Here is a 15,777-nt window from a genome sequence, read left to right on the forward strand (position 1 = left end):
GGCAATTATTTATTTATATATTGTGAAAATTTAATCCGTCAAACAAACTACGTTATGAGTAATTCCAACAATGATTTTTTGCTTTATCTGGGAGTTTTGAAGAGAATTACTCATACAATGACATTAGGCTTGCTTTCATCTGATAGCCGCGAAAAACTGCTCGCTTTATATAATCATAACCATAAGGGCCAAACCGACGCGGTAGTCATTCCCGAAGATCCATATATCATTCCAAAAACAGATATATTCGAATTGCTGGATCTTAATCTTGCTGAATATGAGGGAGTTTACGAATGTGGATTTGGGCACACAACGGAATTTGAGTTGAAAGTAATCAGCAATCTGGTGAAGAAATGGAATCCGAAAAGGATTTTTGAAATAGGAACTTTTCAAGGAAGAACGACTCTGAATATGGCCATGAATAGTGGCGATAATACGGAAATAATTACGCTGGATTTGCCTGCTAATCAGCTGAGTTCGACGCAAATGGAAATAGAGGCGGAAGAGGTAATGTATGTTGATAAGCAGGTTTCCGGAGAGCGTTTTATCAATCATCCATTAAAAAGAAAAATCAAACAAGTATTTGGCGACTCCGCCAATTTTGATTTCTCTCCTTATAAAAATTCTGTAGATTTTGCCTTCATCGACGGCTCTCATGCATATGACTATGTATTGAACGACAGCGAAAAAGTATTGTCCATCATGAGGCCTGGCGGCATCATTCTGTGGCATGACTATACCAACTGGGACGGTGTTCTTTCTGCGATGAACAAGCTATATACCTCCGACAACAGGTTCAAAAACATCCGGCATATCGGAGGGACCAGCATAACGGTAATGCAGGTTGAATAAAATCAAAAAAGTCAGCCAGATACTATTTTGATCTTTAGTATCTGACTGATAATCAATCACATCAATTCCCGTATAATGCCTTTGCGGCGTCTTCATATTTGTCTCCTGCTGACCATTTTGGTGAAGTTGCCATATTGGCAATAAGGCGTGCTGCGTAGGTATATGCCTGCGAGAATTTCAAGAGATAGTTAAAGTCAATCGTCTCCGGATTGTCGGAAGCCTGGTGGTAATATTTCATGATATCACCGCTGAATTCCTTAAAGCCGGGAGTAAATGTTGGAGCCGGAATACCTTTCTTCGCAAAACTTACATTATCCGATCTGTCAAACAAACCCTGTTCCGGTGAAGGATCTGCAAATATGCCTAATCCAAATGCTTTGGCAGCGGTTTCAATTTCCAGTCTCGCGCCGGTCCTTTCCAATCCCATCACGGAAACGATGGTCGTATCGTTGTATCCCGCGCCGTCCGAATTGATATTAAAAATGCATTTGTTTAGAGGGAGCATCGGGTGCGCCGCATAATACTGACTTCCTAACAGACCCATTTCTTCGCCGGTTAAAGCAACGATCAATACGGATCGCTTTGGCGGTACTTTCGAAAATGATTCTGCCGCAGCGAGCAAGGCCACGATGCCCATGGCATTGTCGCGGGCTCCGTTGAATATAGAATCTTCCGGGGTATATGCTTGCCCACCCTGCTTACCTACGCCTACATGGTCAAAATGGGCGGTCAGCAGTATATACTGATCTTTCAACTTTGGATCAGATCCCTCGACAAGACCGACTACATTACTGCTCGAAATGATATACGCTGGCCGTCCGCTCGTGGTAAACTGAACCTCTTTGGCGCCACGAAGTGCTCTGGTCAGATTTGCTTCTTTTCCATTCACCCATGCATGTGGAAGGGTGGATTTTTCGGCAGATTCGGTAGCCAGCGCTGTTTTTTCGCCAAGAAAATTCTTGGTTACAATATTCCACGGTATAGGTGCGCTAAAAAGTTCTATCACTGCAACAGCACCTTTGCTTTGGGCAATTTTCCTTTTTTCTGTGGAAGTATTGATGATTTCTCTTGGGGTTTGTACATCTGGCGTTCCGCTTTGAACCAAAACAATTTTCCCTTTGACATCCAATCCTTTATAATCATCCCAATTTTTGTCGGCATTTTCCAGACCAAAACCAGCATACACTATTTCGGCGTGAATATCAGTCGGGCCTCCATTCATCAATAACCAGTCTCTCCCGAGCGTCATAGTCTCCGCATCCGCTTTGATTTCTCCCGAGACAGTTGCCCCCATTTTTTCCAGAGGTACGGCTTGAAAATAGCCATTATTAACGGATGCGGTGCTGTTCAACGGTTTTATTCCCAGTTTTCGGAATTGCTCGGCGATATACCTGGCGGCGACCGCATTTCCCGGATCACCTGTCCGGCGACCGGCTAATTCATCCGCAGCAAGAAATCGCATATGGGCTTCTGTCTCGGATTTTTGAATCGTAAATTCCGGAAAGGGAGCTTTCTTTTTTTGGGCATCGGCGGGAAAATGCAGTGCCATTCCCGCAGCCACAATGGAGGTGAGTAGTAAATTATTTTTCATACTTCTTTTATATCAGCAGGTTATAAGAGTGAATCATTATAGGGTCAATAAGCTTTCAATGTTATTTGTGACCAGAAACAGCACTCAGGTGCATTTTCATAGACAATGCCTTATGCTGCATCCACTCGTCATATTCTTCAATCGCTTTCAAACGCCCGGCTTCGTCGATATATCCGTCGTCCACCAGCTGTTTGCCTCTGGTTTCCGCAACTTTCTTCCAGATACTGATTTCTTCGATGAATTCGGTTGCGCCTTTTTGGCTGCGTTCTGACAGATCTTCAACGGTGATATTCTTCAATCCCAGCCTTTCAAACATTGCGGGAATGTGATCGGCAATGGCATTGTCCATACCCGAATCTTGACGCCACTTTAAAAAAGCATTATAAAAAATCTGCATACTCTGGGGCACCTCGGGTGTCCATTCGATTTTGGTATGATTGTAATCCAGAACAGTCAATGTGCCATCGTCTCTCAACAGATTATACATTTTTCCTAAAACTTCTTCAGGATTAGCGAGCCATTGAAGCACACGAGCCGCAGACGCCACATCGAAAGGTTTGGTCGTCGTGTAAGTATTGATATCTGCCAGTTCAAAGCTTAGATTCGGGATATTCGAATAGGTTTCAGTGGCCAATTTGATTAAATGTTCGCTCGGATCAATACCCTTAACCGACCCAGTTTTGCCAACCAGATCGGCGATACCATGCGTGATAGCACCAGACCCGCAACCCATATCCAATACAGAATCGCCAGCTTTCACAATCTCCAACAGGTTTCTGTTTGCATTATGCACGGACCGTCTGGCCAATACCGAATGCGTTCCCTTTGGCATTTTTGCCTTTTCTGATGCCGTTGACATATGCTTTACTTTTTAAAAAAGGGTTTATTAATTCAAAATGGATAATTACTTGCCCGATTTATTTGGAAAGGGGGGGATGGCAGGCACGCCTTTCGGTCCGGGCTCAGTAAGTTTCTTTTTGAGCTCGTCAATGGCACGATCCAATTGGGTATCGTTTCCAAGGTATTCCTGATGCGGGTCGTTCACAACTTCAATATCGGGACTAACGCCTTCACCTTCAATAATGAACTTTGAGCCATCGGCAGCGAAATGGGCAAATTCTGGTTTTCGCAAGTCGCTTCCATCAATGAATGGCAACGAGCCACGGATCCCGACAACCCCGCCCCAGGTACGTTGCCCGATTAAAGGGCCGATACCATAAAATTTGAACTGGTATGGGAAAAGGTCACCATCCGACGCCGAATATTGGTCAACCAAACACACTTTTGGACCAACTTGCGCATCGGGTTTGATGGACGATGATTTGCTGTTTCGCATCATTGTCCCAAGGCCAGGCACGCGGCGCAAACGTTCAATGATCATTGGAGAAACATTGCCACCACCGTTTCCACGGTCATCGATGATCAATGCTTCCTTGTCCAGTTGCGGATAGAAATATCTGGCAAACTGATTTAAACCTACCGGCCCCATATCCGGAATGTGAACGTAACCAATTTTCCCTCCCGACGCTTTGCTTACACGGGCAATATTGTCCTGTACCCATTCGTGGTAATATAGCTCCGCTTCGTCAGCAATCGGTTTTACATATATCTTCTTCGCTCCTTTTTCGGAAGCAGTGCTGTTAACAGTCAGCTCAACAATCTGATCTGCTTTGCCAATTAAACCTTCATATAAGTTGGTGAAATTCTTGACATCGTTACCGCCGATTTTGATAATAAAATCACCGACTTTGACATCCGCTCCAGGTGTACGCAAAGGCGAAACCAGCGATTTGTTCCAGCTTTGGCCTGACAGGATTTTATCGATTCGGTAATATCCACTCTTATCGCGGCTGAAAGTAGCACCCAACAGACCCATCTTAACGCGCTCAATTTCAGGGCGGTCTCCCGGGTTGGTATATGCGTGGCCAATATTAAGTTCGCCGATCATTTCTCCGATCAGGTAAGTCAAATCGTTGCGATGGTTTACGTATGGAAGCAATACAGCATATTTGTCATGCATCGCTTTCCAATCTACACCATGCATATTCGGATCGTAAAAGTAATCCCGCATCTGCCTCCAACTTTCATCAAATACCTGCTTCCACTCTGCTCTGAGGTCGGTTTTGACCCTCAACCCATCAAGATTTAATTTGTTTTTCGGTTCAATCTGACCGCTATACAGGTTTTCAATATACCAATCGGCCATTTTTTTGAACAAGATCTTTTTCCCGTCGCTACTCACAACATATCCGTCAAAGTCACCGACTTCGCTTTCTTTTTTATCTTCCAGGCTGTAAAAACGGAAAGCTCTTTTCTTATTCGCGGAACCCGAAGTATAGTATATACCCTCTTGTGAAGGTACGAGGCGGTTGTAAAAGCCAGCCGGTACGGGCAGACTTTCGATACGGTCGGCGAGGCCTTCCTCGTCCACTTTGACCAGCTTGCTATCTGGTTCTTTAGCTGGTTCTGGTTTTGCGTCTTTCTTTTTTGCGTCAGATGCCGGTTTTTTGGTAGTCGAGGTGGTATCTGATTTTATCGCAACTTCATCATTTTCTATCTGGAAAGATGATTTGGCATCTTTCGATAGCCTTACCACATAAATCTTGTCCATATCCACATATGCGTGGTTCCATTCCGTATTGGAATAGGTTGGGTTAAAATCGCGGGAGGAAACGAAATAGAGCAATTTTCCGTCCGGACTAAATGCCGGTTGTGCGCTGTTATACCAGTTATCGGTAACTGCTACAGACTTTTTATTATCAATATTAAATAGCCTGATGATATCAAACTGACGGGCTTTCCCGGGCTCGGTATATGCGATCCATTTGCTGTCAGGTGCGAATACATAGTCGTCTATTTCCCGGAAATCGTTGTGAACGATCATCGTTTTGCTCCCGTTCACAACATCTACGTAAAATAAATCCTGGTTTCTGTCACCCAGCAAAAGATATTTGCTGTCCGGACTCCAAACCGGATTGAATTTATAACTGCCCCCACCTTTTGTCAATTGTTTTGCAGGTTCAGACCCGTCTTGTTTTTGGACATATAGCTCATCCTCGCCAGTCCGGTCAGAAACGAAGCTAATCCATTTGCCATCGGGGCTCCACTCCACATTCCGGTCGTGAACACCGCTGCTTTGTGTAAGATTCCGCGTTACGCCGCTATTGCCGGGAACAGTGAAAACATCACCACGAGCGCCAAAGGCAGCCCTTTTTCCATCGGGAGCAATGGCATAACTGTCAATGAATTTGGAGGCATCGATCAGTTTATCACGACCTGAAGAAAAATCCTCGGAGATATTGATATTCAGCTTGTCTGCTTTTCCGGTTGCAATGTTAAATAAGTAGATATATCCGCCATTTTCAAAAACAATTGCGTCAGTTCCCAAAGATGGAAACTTACAGTCAAATTCCTTAAAATCAGTTAGTTTCTTCGTTTGTTTAGACTGTGTGTCATATTCAAAAAGATTCATCGTCCGGTCTCGGTCGCTCAGGAAATAAACCTTTGTTTTGTAATACATCGGGAAAATATCCTGCGCCGGATTGTTGGTCACGTTTTCGCTTGCGCCGGTTTTGGTATCATAGATCCAAACGTCGTCTGCCATTCCACCTTTGTAATATTTCCAGGTTCTGAATTCACGGAAAACGCGGTTCATCGCGATTTTAGAACCGTCTTCATTATAGCTAAGCCACCCAGCAACGCTAAACGGCAATTCCTGAGGCAAATCTCCCGATACTGGTGCCAGATATAGTTTTCCTTTAAACGGATTGAATGACTTTGCCCTACCGCGGTATATCACATTTTTGTCGTCGTTGCTCCAACCCATCACGACGTTATTCGGACCCATCCGGTCTGCCACATCATCTCTTCCCAAGGTTGCGGTATAAGAAATGCGCTTTGGTTCTCCGCCGGTTGCAGGCATCAGAAAAACTTCGGTATTTCCGTCATATTGGCCTGTAAAAGCAATTTGTTTCCCATCATGGCTAAACTTTGGGAAGGTTTCATATCCTGGATGGCTGGTAATTTTCCTGGCAGTTCCGCCTTCCTTACCGACGCTATATAAGTCGCCGGCATATGAAAAAACAACCTGACTGCCATGCATGGCAGGAAAGCGCAGCAGACGGGTTTCCTGTGCAAAGGTCGGAGCTTGAATTAAACTGGTAAGCAGGAGTGCGGATAGCAGGTTTTTCATAAAATGATCGAGCCAATAGGTTTAGTGCGAACAGGAACGGCAATGATTTTTACCCATTTTTAAAAGAAAAAACTCCGGCGTCGTGATATATACGCACCGGAGTTCAAAAATAGAAAATAATGACGGTTATAAGCGATATCAATTATTTACCGTTGAGAATTACTGCAGCTTCTTTGGCAAAATAGGTCAATATACATTTCGCACCGGCGCGGCGGATACTCAACAGGATCTCCATCATCGCTCGCTGGCCATCTACCCAGCCGTTTTGTTCGGCGGCTTTTACCATTGCATATTCTCCGGAAACGTTATATGCGGCGATAGGTATATCGAAATTGTCGTTCAGTAATTTGATGATATCCAGATAAGAAAGAGCGGGTTTAACCATCAGCATATCAGCACCTTCTTCAAAATCCAGCATCCCTTCAATCAATGCTTCGCGACTGTTGGCAGTATTCATTTGGTAGGTTTTCTTGTCGCCAAATTTGGGAGCGGATTCTAGTGCGTCGCGGAACGGCCCATAAAATGCGCTGGCATATTTGGCGGTATATGACATGATACTTACGTCTTCCAAATGGTTGTCGTCCAGCAGGTTGCGGATATATCCGATACGCCCGTCCATCATATCACTAGGTCCTAGAATATCCGCACCAGCTTTTGCCTGTGCGACAGCCATTTTACCTAAAATTTCAAGAGTTGCATCATTGAGAATCTTCCCGTTTTCGACCAGTCCGTCGTGTCCGTCTGAACTATAAGGATCCATTGCTACGTCGGTCATAATCACCAGCTCCGGATATTGATTTTTTACGGCCGAGATTGCCTTCAGATAAAATGTATCTTCCTTATAGCTTTCTGTTGCCGTCTTGTCCTTTTTTGCTTCTGGATAATTTGGGAAAAGATCAATAGCCCTGATTCCCAGATCAGTAACTTCTTTCAATTCTTCTAATAATGTATCGATGGAATATCGGTATATCCCCGGCATCGACTTGATTTCTACCTTTTGAGAGATCCCTTCCTGGACAAACATGGGGAATATGAAGTCGGATACCTGAAGAGTCGTTTCCTGAACAAGGTCGCGTATCGCGGAAGATTTTCTATTGCGTCGTGGTCTGCGTAGCATTTGGAACAAAATTAACTATTGGCACATGGCCGGAATAATACTTTTAGAACAACAAAGCAAGATCAGAAATGTTTTCAAAACAAGCGTTTATTTTCTGGGGCACGTTTAAACGCGGAGTACGCGGAGGGTTGCGCAGAGCGCGCGGAGGCTTTTTATTTTATTCTAAATCACGATATTGATATGGTTACTGGGGTATTAGGTTTTGGCAGCAATGATAAAATGAGCCATCACTAACACCTAAATGCCAACAGCTCCTGTTCACTTCACATTCATAAAATCCCCGAATTTCTCTTTACCTTCTTTCAATTTCTTGATGTTTTCAATGATCCGGACGGAGCGTTCAATCCTGAGTTGAGTGCTTTTTAAATTATTGATGTAGATCAGGATATACCTTTGCTTTCCGGGCGCCAGATTTTGAAATCTTCTGTTTCCTTCTTCATCCTGTTGCAAAACTTCGGCGAATTCGCCGGGCATTTCTACCCCAAACTCACTGGTATCGGGTTTTAGAGATACCTGGACCGTATCTCCTTCTTTAAGTTTGAGCTTTTTCAACTTGGGTGAGGCGATGGATATATAGCCGCTGCCATTGCCATGCGCAACCATACCGCATTGCCACGAAAGTGTATCATTGGCGGTGCATATCAACCGGATTTTCAGCCCGCCTAATTGAGCAACAACATAGGCCGGAATGGCTAAATAATAGCCCGACAAATGTTCAAGCTTGTGAATTTCAGTGTCGAAAACAATCTCCATTGCTTATATAGTCATGAATGGTCAGGAAATGGTCATTCATTGGTCAAATTACCGAAGCGTTTGCCTGAAAGAACTAGTCCGATAATGTGCTGGATCTGAACCGACAGCTGAACGTCGATCGCCAATTTATCCTACCATTAATTTAAAACCCTCTCCATGCAAGTTCATGATTTGAATAGAAGGATCCTCCCGCAGGAATTTTCGGAGTTTGGTAATATAGACATCCATACTTCTTGCATTGAAGTATGAGTCGTCGCCCCAGATGGTTTTTAGTGCAAAGCTGCGACTAATAGGCTGGTTGATATTCTGGCAAAATAATAGAAGCAATTCCGACTCTTTGCTCGTCAATCGCGCTGATTTTCCGTCGTTGTTGAGTTGCTGGTGCGCGTAATCAAAAGTCAGTTTACCGATCTGAAATATTTTGGACTCTTCGGTATTTTCCGGCTGCTTCCTGTATCTGCGCAATATGGCTTCGATTCGCAATAGCAATTCTTCCCGATCAAAAGGCTTGGTAACATAATCGTCTGCTCCGACGCGAAAACCCTGCATGGTATCTTCCTTCATCGACTTGGCTGTCAAGAAGATAATCGGAACATCGCGCCCGCTCATTCGTACTTCCTTTGCCAGTGAAAAGCCGTCTTTACGGGGCATCATGACGTCGAAAATGCACAAGTCGTATGTATTGTCGACAAAGCTCTGCCATCCTTTCACTCCATCGGTGGCGAGGTCGGTCGGGTATCCTTTATCGGTTAAATATTCCTGAAGAAGCGTGCCGAGGTTGTTATCATCTTCGACGAGCAGTAAATTGGCCATTGGCGTTAGGTTGTACCGGTTGATCTATGGTCTATGACGCTATATCCAAAGAGTTAGTTGCAATATGCTTTTTCCTTGCCTACTTTGATTTACATTAGTAGCCTATACGATTAATTTTCAAGTAGAATTTCGTAAAAGTGGCTTACAATTGTTTCTGACAGTAAGAATGAAAGGCAACAAGACAATTAGAAAAGGTATATTCAAAGCTTAAAACTACTCAACTTTCAACATCGAAAATTTTTAAGGCTCTTAAATTATGTTAAAAATCGTGTTATGGTTACTGGTTTTCTTCGCGGTATTGGTAGTTACCTATTTGGCTGGCCCGCGTGTTCCTGAGGCAATATTTGATCCCGCGTTACCGGAAGTTACTCAGAATCTGCCTCTTCTTGAAAAAGAAATCCAACAGACCGAACTGTCAACAAAAGGGCTGAAAAAAGATAACGAAGCCAGAATTGTATGGGCTGACAGCCTAAAAAAGAATAAAACGCCATACAGTATCGTGTATATCCACGGGTTTGGGGCAAGTGGAGCCGAGGGTGATCCTATTCACCGCGATATTGCCAAACGATATGGAGCCAATTTGTACATCGCGAGGCTTCAGGACGCCGGAATCAGCGATCCTAATGCTTTTGAAAACCTTACGCCAGAGAGCTTCATGGAAGGCGCGAGCAAAGCGCTGGCTATAGGTGAGGCGATCGGGGATTCGGTAATAGTGATGGGTACTTCCGCCGGTGGATTACTGACCGTATATCTTGCATCGGTTCATCCGGAAATCAAGGGAATTGTACTTTATTCACCTTGTATGAAAGTAGCGACACCCGCCATGAACCTCATTACCGGTCCTTGGGGTAAAGAAATATTGAAAGGTATTCTGGGCGAACGCCGCACTCCTGTGGACGCCGACCCGATTGTCGCCAATTACTGGCTGCAGAGTTATAGCAGCAAGGGATTGATCGTTTTACAGCAGACGATCAACGCAGTTGCGCGGCCGGAGGTATATAGCAGAGTCAAAATGCCGGTGTTCCTGGGTTACTATTATAAAAACGAAAAAGAACAGGATCAGACAGTGTCAGTGGCGGCAATGCAGGAAATGTTTCCGTTACTGGGCACTCCCCCGCAATTGAAAACAGAAAAGGCATTTCCCAACGCTGGCGACCACGTGATTGCTTCCTGGTTAAGATCTCGGGACGTAAAAGGAGTATATCAGGCGACAGATGTTTTTTTTAAAGAAAAACTTAAACTTCAACCGGTTGGCCCTGAGCCCACATCGCTTTGATTTGAGCAGAAAAGCGTAGAATAAGAGATTAAAAATGCTTTACTTTGCCGCCTTGAAAAGACAATATCGAAATTAACCAATTATAAAAACCATGGCTTACGGTTTATTAAAAGGAAAAAGAGGAATCATATCGGGTGCTTTGGACGAAAACTCCATCGCATGGAAAATAGCTTTAAAAGCAAAAGAGGAAGGCGCAATCTTTACGCTCACCAACGCACCAATTGCGATGAGAATGGGCGCTATTAATGATTTGGCGAAACAATGTGATGCGCAGATCATCCCGGCAGATGCAACTTCCGTTGAAGATATAGAAAAACTTTTTTCTCAGTCGACCGAGATTCTTGGTGGCAAAATTGATTTCGTGTTGCACTCAATCGGTATGTCCCTTAACGTTCGCAAGAGCAAGGAATATGGCGATCTGAATTATGACTGGATGCAAAAAGGACTCGATATCTCAGCGATTTCGTTACATAAATTTTTGCAAGTAGCTGAGAAACAGGATGCTTTGAGCGAATGGGCTTCAGTAGTTGCACTTTCATATATCGCGGCACAAAGAACTTATTCTTTCTACGGAGATATGGCTGAAGCAAAAGCAATGTTGGAAAGCATCGCCCGTAGCTACGGATATCGTTATGGTAAATTGAAAAACGTGCGTGTTAATACGATCTCACAATCTCCGACTAAAACAAAAGCAGGTTCTGGAATCGACGGATTCGACGCATTCTATGACTTTGCTCAAAAGATGAGTCCTCTGGGAAATGCTACGGCAGAAGATTGCGCGAACTACGCAATTTCACTTTTCTCTGATTTAACAAGATATGTAACCATGCAAAATCTATATCACGACGGCGGATATTCGTCGACTGGTATCTCCGAAGAGCTCGTTCAAATGATTCAACAGCAAAATCAATAAGCGCTGTCGACGTTATCGTATATTGATACAATCCCTTTAAGTCATTGTGATTTAGAGGGATTTTTCTTTGTGAATAAAATTATTTGGGATAATCGTTCGTTTGGCGTGGTATGGTATTTATGAACATACTAGTTTCGTAGAAAAATTTGTAAAATCCCGGGAAGCACAAACCCAGGAAGCATGGAATGAGCCATTAGGAATCATCGATAAAAATCGAAAGTTGTTTTGGGCAAATTCCAGAGGATCATAAAAATATTATAGAAACACATGAAATCTCGGATAAGAACTGGCTTTTATTCATTTATCATATTATCAGCATTCTTGTTTGCCTGCGGAGGCGAGAAAGAGACGCAAGCCGTGCCTGACGCGCCCGTAACCACGCTGATATTTCTGGACAAAACGCAAAGCGTTAATGTCAACAAAGCATATGTTGCTGACAAATATCGTCAGGCGTTGACTGATATTATCCAGAACAATATGAAGAACAAAGGCGATAAGCTCGAAGTATATTTTATCCATGAAAATACCTCGAAGGCAAAGGCACTTTCCCTGACCGTAAGAAGTGAAAAAGATAATCTGGAAGGTACAAATGCCACAGATCGTGAGGGAATTGAAACAGCATATGATCTTTCTCTTCAAAAGGAAAAAAGTATTTTTTTGAGACAGGCAATGCTTAAACTGAATCAGCAAAATACGGGCGCATCTAACTTGTCGACGGATATATGGGCAAGTTTACCGGTGATCGCGAAAGCTGGCGAAGCAGGATCGCAAGTAAAGGTTTATTATTTCAGTGATATGATCGAAAGCGTAAAAGGGGCTGATCGCCGCGACTTCCATACCAACCCGCCTATAAGCGACGAGCAGGCTGAGGCAGACGCCAAAATAGACATGAAGAAATTACAGCAATACGCAATCGGTTCACCACAGGTAACAATAGTATCACCTTTCGAACCAACAGCTTCAACCAAAGAAAACAACCCGCACGTGACGCATTACTGGCAGACGTTGTTTCAGGAATTGGGTGGGGTTACTGTGGAGGAGATGTAGGAGAGCCATCAAAATAGCAACTCAGTGGCCCGGCTTTCGGGCCATTTTGCTTGACGAAAGAAGGGTTTCACCCCGCCCAACTCTCCCGATCCAAACTCCGGTATTGTATCGCTTCCGCAAGGTGTTCGATTTTAATATCCTCGCTGTCAGCCAGATCGGCGATGGTTCTTGAGACTTTTAAGATACGGTCATATGCTCGTGCCGATAGCCCAAGTCGATCCATGGCTTTCCGGAGCAGGGCTTTTCCGGCTTCGTTGATCACGCAAATCTCTTTCACAAGCTCTGGCGGCATCATAGCGTTGGAGTATATCTCTTTTTTGTCTGTAAACCGTTCGGTTTGCTTTAAACGCGCCGCGATTACCCGCTCGCGAATGGCTGCGCTGCTCTCGGATTTTCGGGTGGATGATATCTGATCAAAAGAAACCGGCGTGACTTCAACATGCAGATCGATGCGATCCAGCAGAGGACCGCTGATTTTGTTAAGGTATTTTTGAACTACCCCGGGGCCGCAGACACATTCTTTTTCGGGGTGATTATAATATCCGCACGGACAAGGATTCATACTTGCAATCAGCATAAAATTAGCCGGAAATTCCACGGCCATTCGTGCTCTCGATATACTAACCTTCCGCTCTTCCAGCGGTTGCCGCATCACCTCCAGAACAGTTCGTTTAAACTCCGGAAGTTCATCTAAAAACAACACGCCATTGTGTGCAAGGGATATCTCACCGGGCTGCGGAAAACTTCCGCCACCGACCAATGCCGCGTCGCTGATCGAATGGTGCGGTGCTCGGAAGGGTCGGTGAGATACCAGATTTGCTCTTGCACCGAGCTTCCCGGCTACCGAATGGATCTTGGTGGTTTCCAGTGCTTCGGGTAAACTCAAAGGAGGAAGTATGCCGGGAATCCTTTTCGCCAGCATGGTCTTTCCTGCACCCGGGGGGCCGATCATGATGGCATTATGGCCACCGGCGGCTGCAATTTCAAGCGCTCGTTTTATATTTTCCTGACCTTGAACATGCTCAAAATCAGCTTCGTAGACGTTTTGAGATGAAAAGAAAATATCCCGGGTATCTATTACCACCGGCTGGATTTCGTTCTTACCCTCGAAAAAACCAATCGCATCCGCCAGCGTTTCTACCGGAATTATATCAATATTGTTAACTATTGCCGCTTCCTGTGCGTTTTCGGCAGGGAGTACAAAGCCCTTAAAACCTTTTTTTCGGGCTTCAATTGCAATAGGTAACACACCTTTGATCGGGCGAAGGGTACCGTCCAGCGACAATTCGCCGAGAATGATGTAGTCGGAAAGATTTTTTTGCGAAGACAATTGATCGGAAGACTCCAATATGCAAAGCGCGATGGGCAAGTCATATGCCGAACCCTCTTTTCGGATATCAGCCGGAGCCAGGTTCACCACCATTTTCTGGCGGGGCATTTTGTAGTTAAAATATTTAAGCGAGGCTTCCACTCTTTGCTGACTTTCCCGCACTGCACTATCAGCCAGCCCCACCATAAAAAATCCAAGTCCCTGCGTAACAGTTACTTCAACGGTAATCATTGAGGCATTCACGCCGTAAACGGCACTTCCAAAGGTCTTAGCTAGCATGTTGATGAAGATGTGAAATCCGAATTCAGTTATTTTCTTATTTCATGAATATTTGTCAAAAATAGCAGGAAATTAAACAAAAGGATATTCTTCTGAGTAAATGCCGTTGGATACCTGTATTTTAGGATTACTTACTCCATACTATTTCAGCCAATACCGTCATGCTTAAATTATTCTCACTGATTTTTTTACTGCTTTTAAATACCATTACATTTTCCAGAAATTTAGATAATGTACTGACAAACAAAGTGATATGCATAGATCCGGGGCATGGAGGTACAGCTGCAACAGATCATTATCGGGTTGGGAAGGCTGGTGAAAGAGAGGAATGGATCAATCTGCGTGTCGGACTATTATTGAAAGGAATGCTGGAAGAAAAAGGTGTCAAAGTGGTGATGACGAGAACGGAAGACAAATTTGTTCCGCTTCTTGATCGGGCCAAAATTGCAGTGGATAACAAGTCTGATTTGTTTGTTTCCATACATCATAATGCAACGGCAGATTCCTCGGTCAATTTTCCGATTATATACTTTCATGGCAATGCATCAGAAAATGTAGCGAGTGTTGATATGGGCAAGCTGCTGGCGAATTATTTGCAAAAACTGATGTATAAGTCAAAAACCAATATAAGTCTGGTTTCGGATTACACTGTTTTTGCGGAATCGGGGGCGTCTGTGTTGAGGAATACTTATGGAATTCCGGCGATTCTGGCCGAAGCGTCTTTTTTTACAAATTTAGAAGAAGAGCAAAAATTAAAGATAGAGGAGCACAATGTGGACGAAGCCAAAGCATACACAATGGCGATTGAAGAATTTTTTAAAAAACCGGTTGGAAAAATAGCAGCAAAGAACTCAATCTTGCCAGTGATCCCACCCTTTAAAGTATTTCAGGAAGCAGAAAGGATGACGCCTGTGGCAAAAAAATGGCATCAGGACTTTCTGGAAGGCAAGAAATTAGTATCAAAAAGAGATACGGCGGCACTTCATCAGGCATATGATTTACTCACCCGCTCGGCGCGTTCTTTTCCCGATTCTTATGTGGCCGCTCAATGTCACGAATACAGATCCGAAATTTTGAAATCGTTTGGTAAACCGGTGGAAGCGGGGCAGGAGGCACAGCGGAGGAGAGAATATTATGTAATAGTGAAGTGAGGTACTTAATTTCTGAAATTTATCGGCAAAAATGGCAAAGGCAAAACTAAATGATACTGAAAAGGTAACCGAACTGATCCAAAAACTTGAAAAGCCATTTGGTGATTTGGTGGAAATTGTCCGGCAGGTTATCCTAACCTCCGACCACGAAATTGGTGAGCAGATCAAATGGAATTCACCTGCTTTTTATTATACAGGAGAAATGAAACCCTTTGATCCAAAGGAATATAAGCGGGATATTGTGGTGATGAATCTTCGGAATAACAAAATTTTACTCATTTTCCCAACTGGTGCGGTAATCAACGATACGATGGGGATTTTGGAAGGCAGTTATCAAGACGGACGGCGGATGGTTACGATATCAGATATGGAAGACATGAAATCCAAAGAAGCGGGACTACGAGCGGTTATCCAACAGTGGATAAGTTTGGTGGACAAGTAAAAGTTATCAACAATCAGAAGC

13 protein-coding genes are annotated in these 15,777 nt (G+C 43.9%); 6 read left to right on the top strand and 7 right to left on the bottom strand.

Features of this window, described 5'->3' with window-relative positions; all coding sequences use genetic code 11:
* The first annotated feature begins 54 nt into the window (after window positions 1–54).
* A complete protein-coding gene (locus AC1XUD_RS09445; protein WP_483360734.1) occupies window positions 55–852 on the top strand; it encodes a class I SAM-dependent methyltransferase in 798 nt (265 codons plus the stop codon).
* A 61-nt stretch (window positions 853–913) separates the two neighbouring features.
* Here AC1XUD_RS09445 and AC1XUD_RS09450 read toward each other — a convergent pair whose 3' ends face one another.
* The 6 genes from AC1XUD_RS09450 to AC1XUD_RS09475 all read right to left on the bottom strand — a co-directional run bounded on the left by AC1XUD_RS09450 (window position 914) and on the right by AC1XUD_RS09475 (window position 9,318).
* The gene (locus AC1XUD_RS09450) at window positions 914–2,443 is read right to left on the bottom strand and encodes a M28 family peptidase (RefSeq protein WP_483360735.1); all 1,530 of its coding nucleotides are present in this window, start codon (window positions 2,441–2,443) and stop codon (window positions 914–916) included.
* Window positions 2,444–2,504: 61 nt separating this feature from the next.
* The gene (locus tag AC1XUD_RS09455) at window positions 2,505–3,302 is read right to left on the bottom strand and encodes a class I SAM-dependent methyltransferase (RefSeq protein ID WP_483360736.1); all 798 of its coding nucleotides are present in this window, start codon (window positions 3,300–3,302) and stop codon (window positions 2,505–2,507) included.
* Window positions 3,303–3,347: 45 nt separating this feature from the next.
* The gene (locus AC1XUD_RS09460; RefSeq protein WP_483360737.1) at window positions 3,348–6,635 is read right to left on the bottom strand and encodes a S41 family peptidase; all 3,288 of its coding nucleotides are present in this window, start codon (window positions 6,633–6,635) and stop codon (window positions 3,348–3,350) included.
* A 142-nt stretch (window positions 6,636–6,777) separates the two neighbouring features.
* Complete coding sequence (hemB, locus tag AC1XUD_RS09465; protein WP_483360738.1) at window positions 6,778–7,752, bottom strand: porphobilinogen synthase; 975 nt, start codon at window positions 7,750–7,752, stop codon at window positions 6,778–6,780.
* A 258-nt stretch (window positions 7,753–8,010) separates the two neighbouring features.
* Window positions 8,011–8,505: a YdeI/OmpD-associated family protein gene (locus AC1XUD_RS09470; RefSeq protein ID WP_483360739.1), complete on the bottom strand. Its 495-nt coding sequence runs from the start codon at window positions 8,503–8,505 to the stop codon at window positions 8,011–8,013.
* A gap of 126 nt (window positions 8,506–8,631) precedes the next feature.
* Window positions 8,632–9,318 (bottom strand): response regulator transcription factor, encoded by a 687-nt coding sequence (locus tag AC1XUD_RS09475; protein WP_483360740.1) that lies wholly within the window; start codon window positions 9,316–9,318, stop codon window positions 8,632–8,634.
* A 256-nt stretch (window positions 9,319–9,574) separates the two neighbouring features.
* Here AC1XUD_RS09475 and AC1XUD_RS09480 point away from each other — a divergent pair, with 256 nt between their 5' ends.
* The 3 genes from AC1XUD_RS09480 to AC1XUD_RS09490 all read left to right on the top strand — a co-directional run bounded on the left by AC1XUD_RS09480 (window position 9,575) and on the right by AC1XUD_RS09490 (window position 12,554).
* On the top strand, window positions 9,575–10,594 hold the full coding sequence (locus AC1XUD_RS09480) for an alpha/beta hydrolase (protein ID WP_483360741.1): 1,020 nt from the start codon (window positions 9,575–9,577) through the stop codon (window positions 10,592–10,594).
* 91 nt (window positions 10,595–10,685) lie between these two features.
* Entirely contained in the window at window positions 10,686–11,507 is an 822-nt protein-coding gene (locus AC1XUD_RS09485) for an enoyl-ACP reductase FabI (RefSeq protein ID WP_483360742.1), read from the top strand.
* A gap of 267 nt (window positions 11,508–11,774) precedes the next feature.
* Window positions 11,775–12,554, top strand: a complete 780-nt coding sequence (locus AC1XUD_RS09490; RefSeq protein WP_483360743.1) for a hypothetical protein — start codon at window positions 11,775–11,777, stop codon at window positions 12,552–12,554.
* A gap of 67 nt (window positions 12,555–12,621) precedes the next feature.
* Here the strand turns inward: AC1XUD_RS09490 and AC1XUD_RS09495 are convergent, their stop codons facing one another.
* The gene (locus AC1XUD_RS09495) at window positions 12,622–14,163 is read right to left on the bottom strand and encodes a YifB family Mg chelatase-like AAA ATPase (RefSeq protein ID WP_483360744.1); all 1,542 of its coding nucleotides are present in this window, start codon (window positions 14,161–14,163) and stop codon (window positions 12,622–12,624) included.
* 161 nt (window positions 14,164–14,324) lie between these two features.
* Between AC1XUD_RS09495 and AC1XUD_RS09500 the strand changes: the two genes are divergently transcribed.
* Window positions 14,325–15,314 (top strand): N-acetylmuramoyl-L-alanine amidase family protein, encoded by a 990-nt coding sequence (locus tag AC1XUD_RS09500; protein ID WP_483360745.1) that lies wholly within the window; start codon window positions 14,325–14,327, stop codon window positions 15,312–15,314.
* Window positions 15,315–15,345: 31 nt separating this feature from the next.
* Entirely contained in the window at window positions 15,346–15,756 is a 411-nt protein-coding gene (locus AC1XUD_RS09505; RefSeq protein ID WP_483360746.1) for a DUF1801 domain-containing protein, read from the top strand.
* The last annotated feature ends 21 nt before the right edge of the window (window positions 15,757–15,777 follow it).

Source organism: Dyadobacter sp. HNCC25DJ184, assembly GCF_056895215.1.

Coding starts and splice junctions, on each gene's coding strand:
- AC1XUD_RS09445 (WP_483360734.1), top strand. CDS start 55: ATGAGTAATTCCAACAATGATTTTTTGCTTTATCTGGGAGTTTTGAAG.
- AC1XUD_RS09450 (WP_483360735.1), bottom strand. CDS start 2,443: ATGAAAAATAATTTACTACTCACCTCCATTGTGGCTGCGGGAATGGCA.
- AC1XUD_RS09455 (WP_483360736.1), bottom strand. CDS start 3,302: ATGTCAACGGCATCAGAAAAGGCAAAAATGCCAAAGGGAACGCATTCG.
- AC1XUD_RS09460 (WP_483360737.1), bottom strand. CDS start 6,635: ATGAAAAACCTGCTATCCGCACTCCTGCTTACCAGTTTAATTCAAGCT.
- hemB (WP_483360738.1), bottom strand. CDS start 7,752: ATGCTACGCAGACCACGACGCAATAGAAAATCTTCCGCGATACGCGAC.
- AC1XUD_RS09470 (WP_483360739.1), bottom strand. CDS start 8,505: ATGGAGATTGTTTTCGACACTGAAATTCACAAGCTTGAACATTTGTCG.
- AC1XUD_RS09475 (WP_483360740.1), bottom strand. CDS start 9,318: ATGGCCAATTTACTGCTCGTCGAAGATGATAACAACCTCGGCACGCTT.
- AC1XUD_RS09480 (WP_483360741.1), top strand. CDS start 9,575: ATGTTAAAAATCGTGTTATGGTTACTGGTTTTCTTCGCGGTATTGGTA.
- AC1XUD_RS09485 (WP_483360742.1), top strand. CDS start 10,686: ATGGCTTACGGTTTATTAAAAGGAAAAAGAGGAATCATATCGGGTGCT.
- AC1XUD_RS09490 (WP_483360743.1), top strand. CDS start 11,775: ATGAAATCTCGGATAAGAACTGGCTTTTATTCATTTATCATATTATCA.
- AC1XUD_RS09495 (WP_483360744.1), bottom strand. CDS start 14,163: ATGCTAGCTAAGACCTTTGGAAGTGCCGTTTACGGCGTGAATGCCTCA.
- AC1XUD_RS09500 (WP_483360745.1), top strand. CDS start 14,325: ATGCTTAAATTATTCTCACTGATTTTTTTACTGCTTTTAAATACCATT.
- AC1XUD_RS09505 (WP_483360746.1), top strand. CDS start 15,346: ATGGCAAAGGCAAAACTAAATGATACTGAAAAGGTAACCGAACTGATC.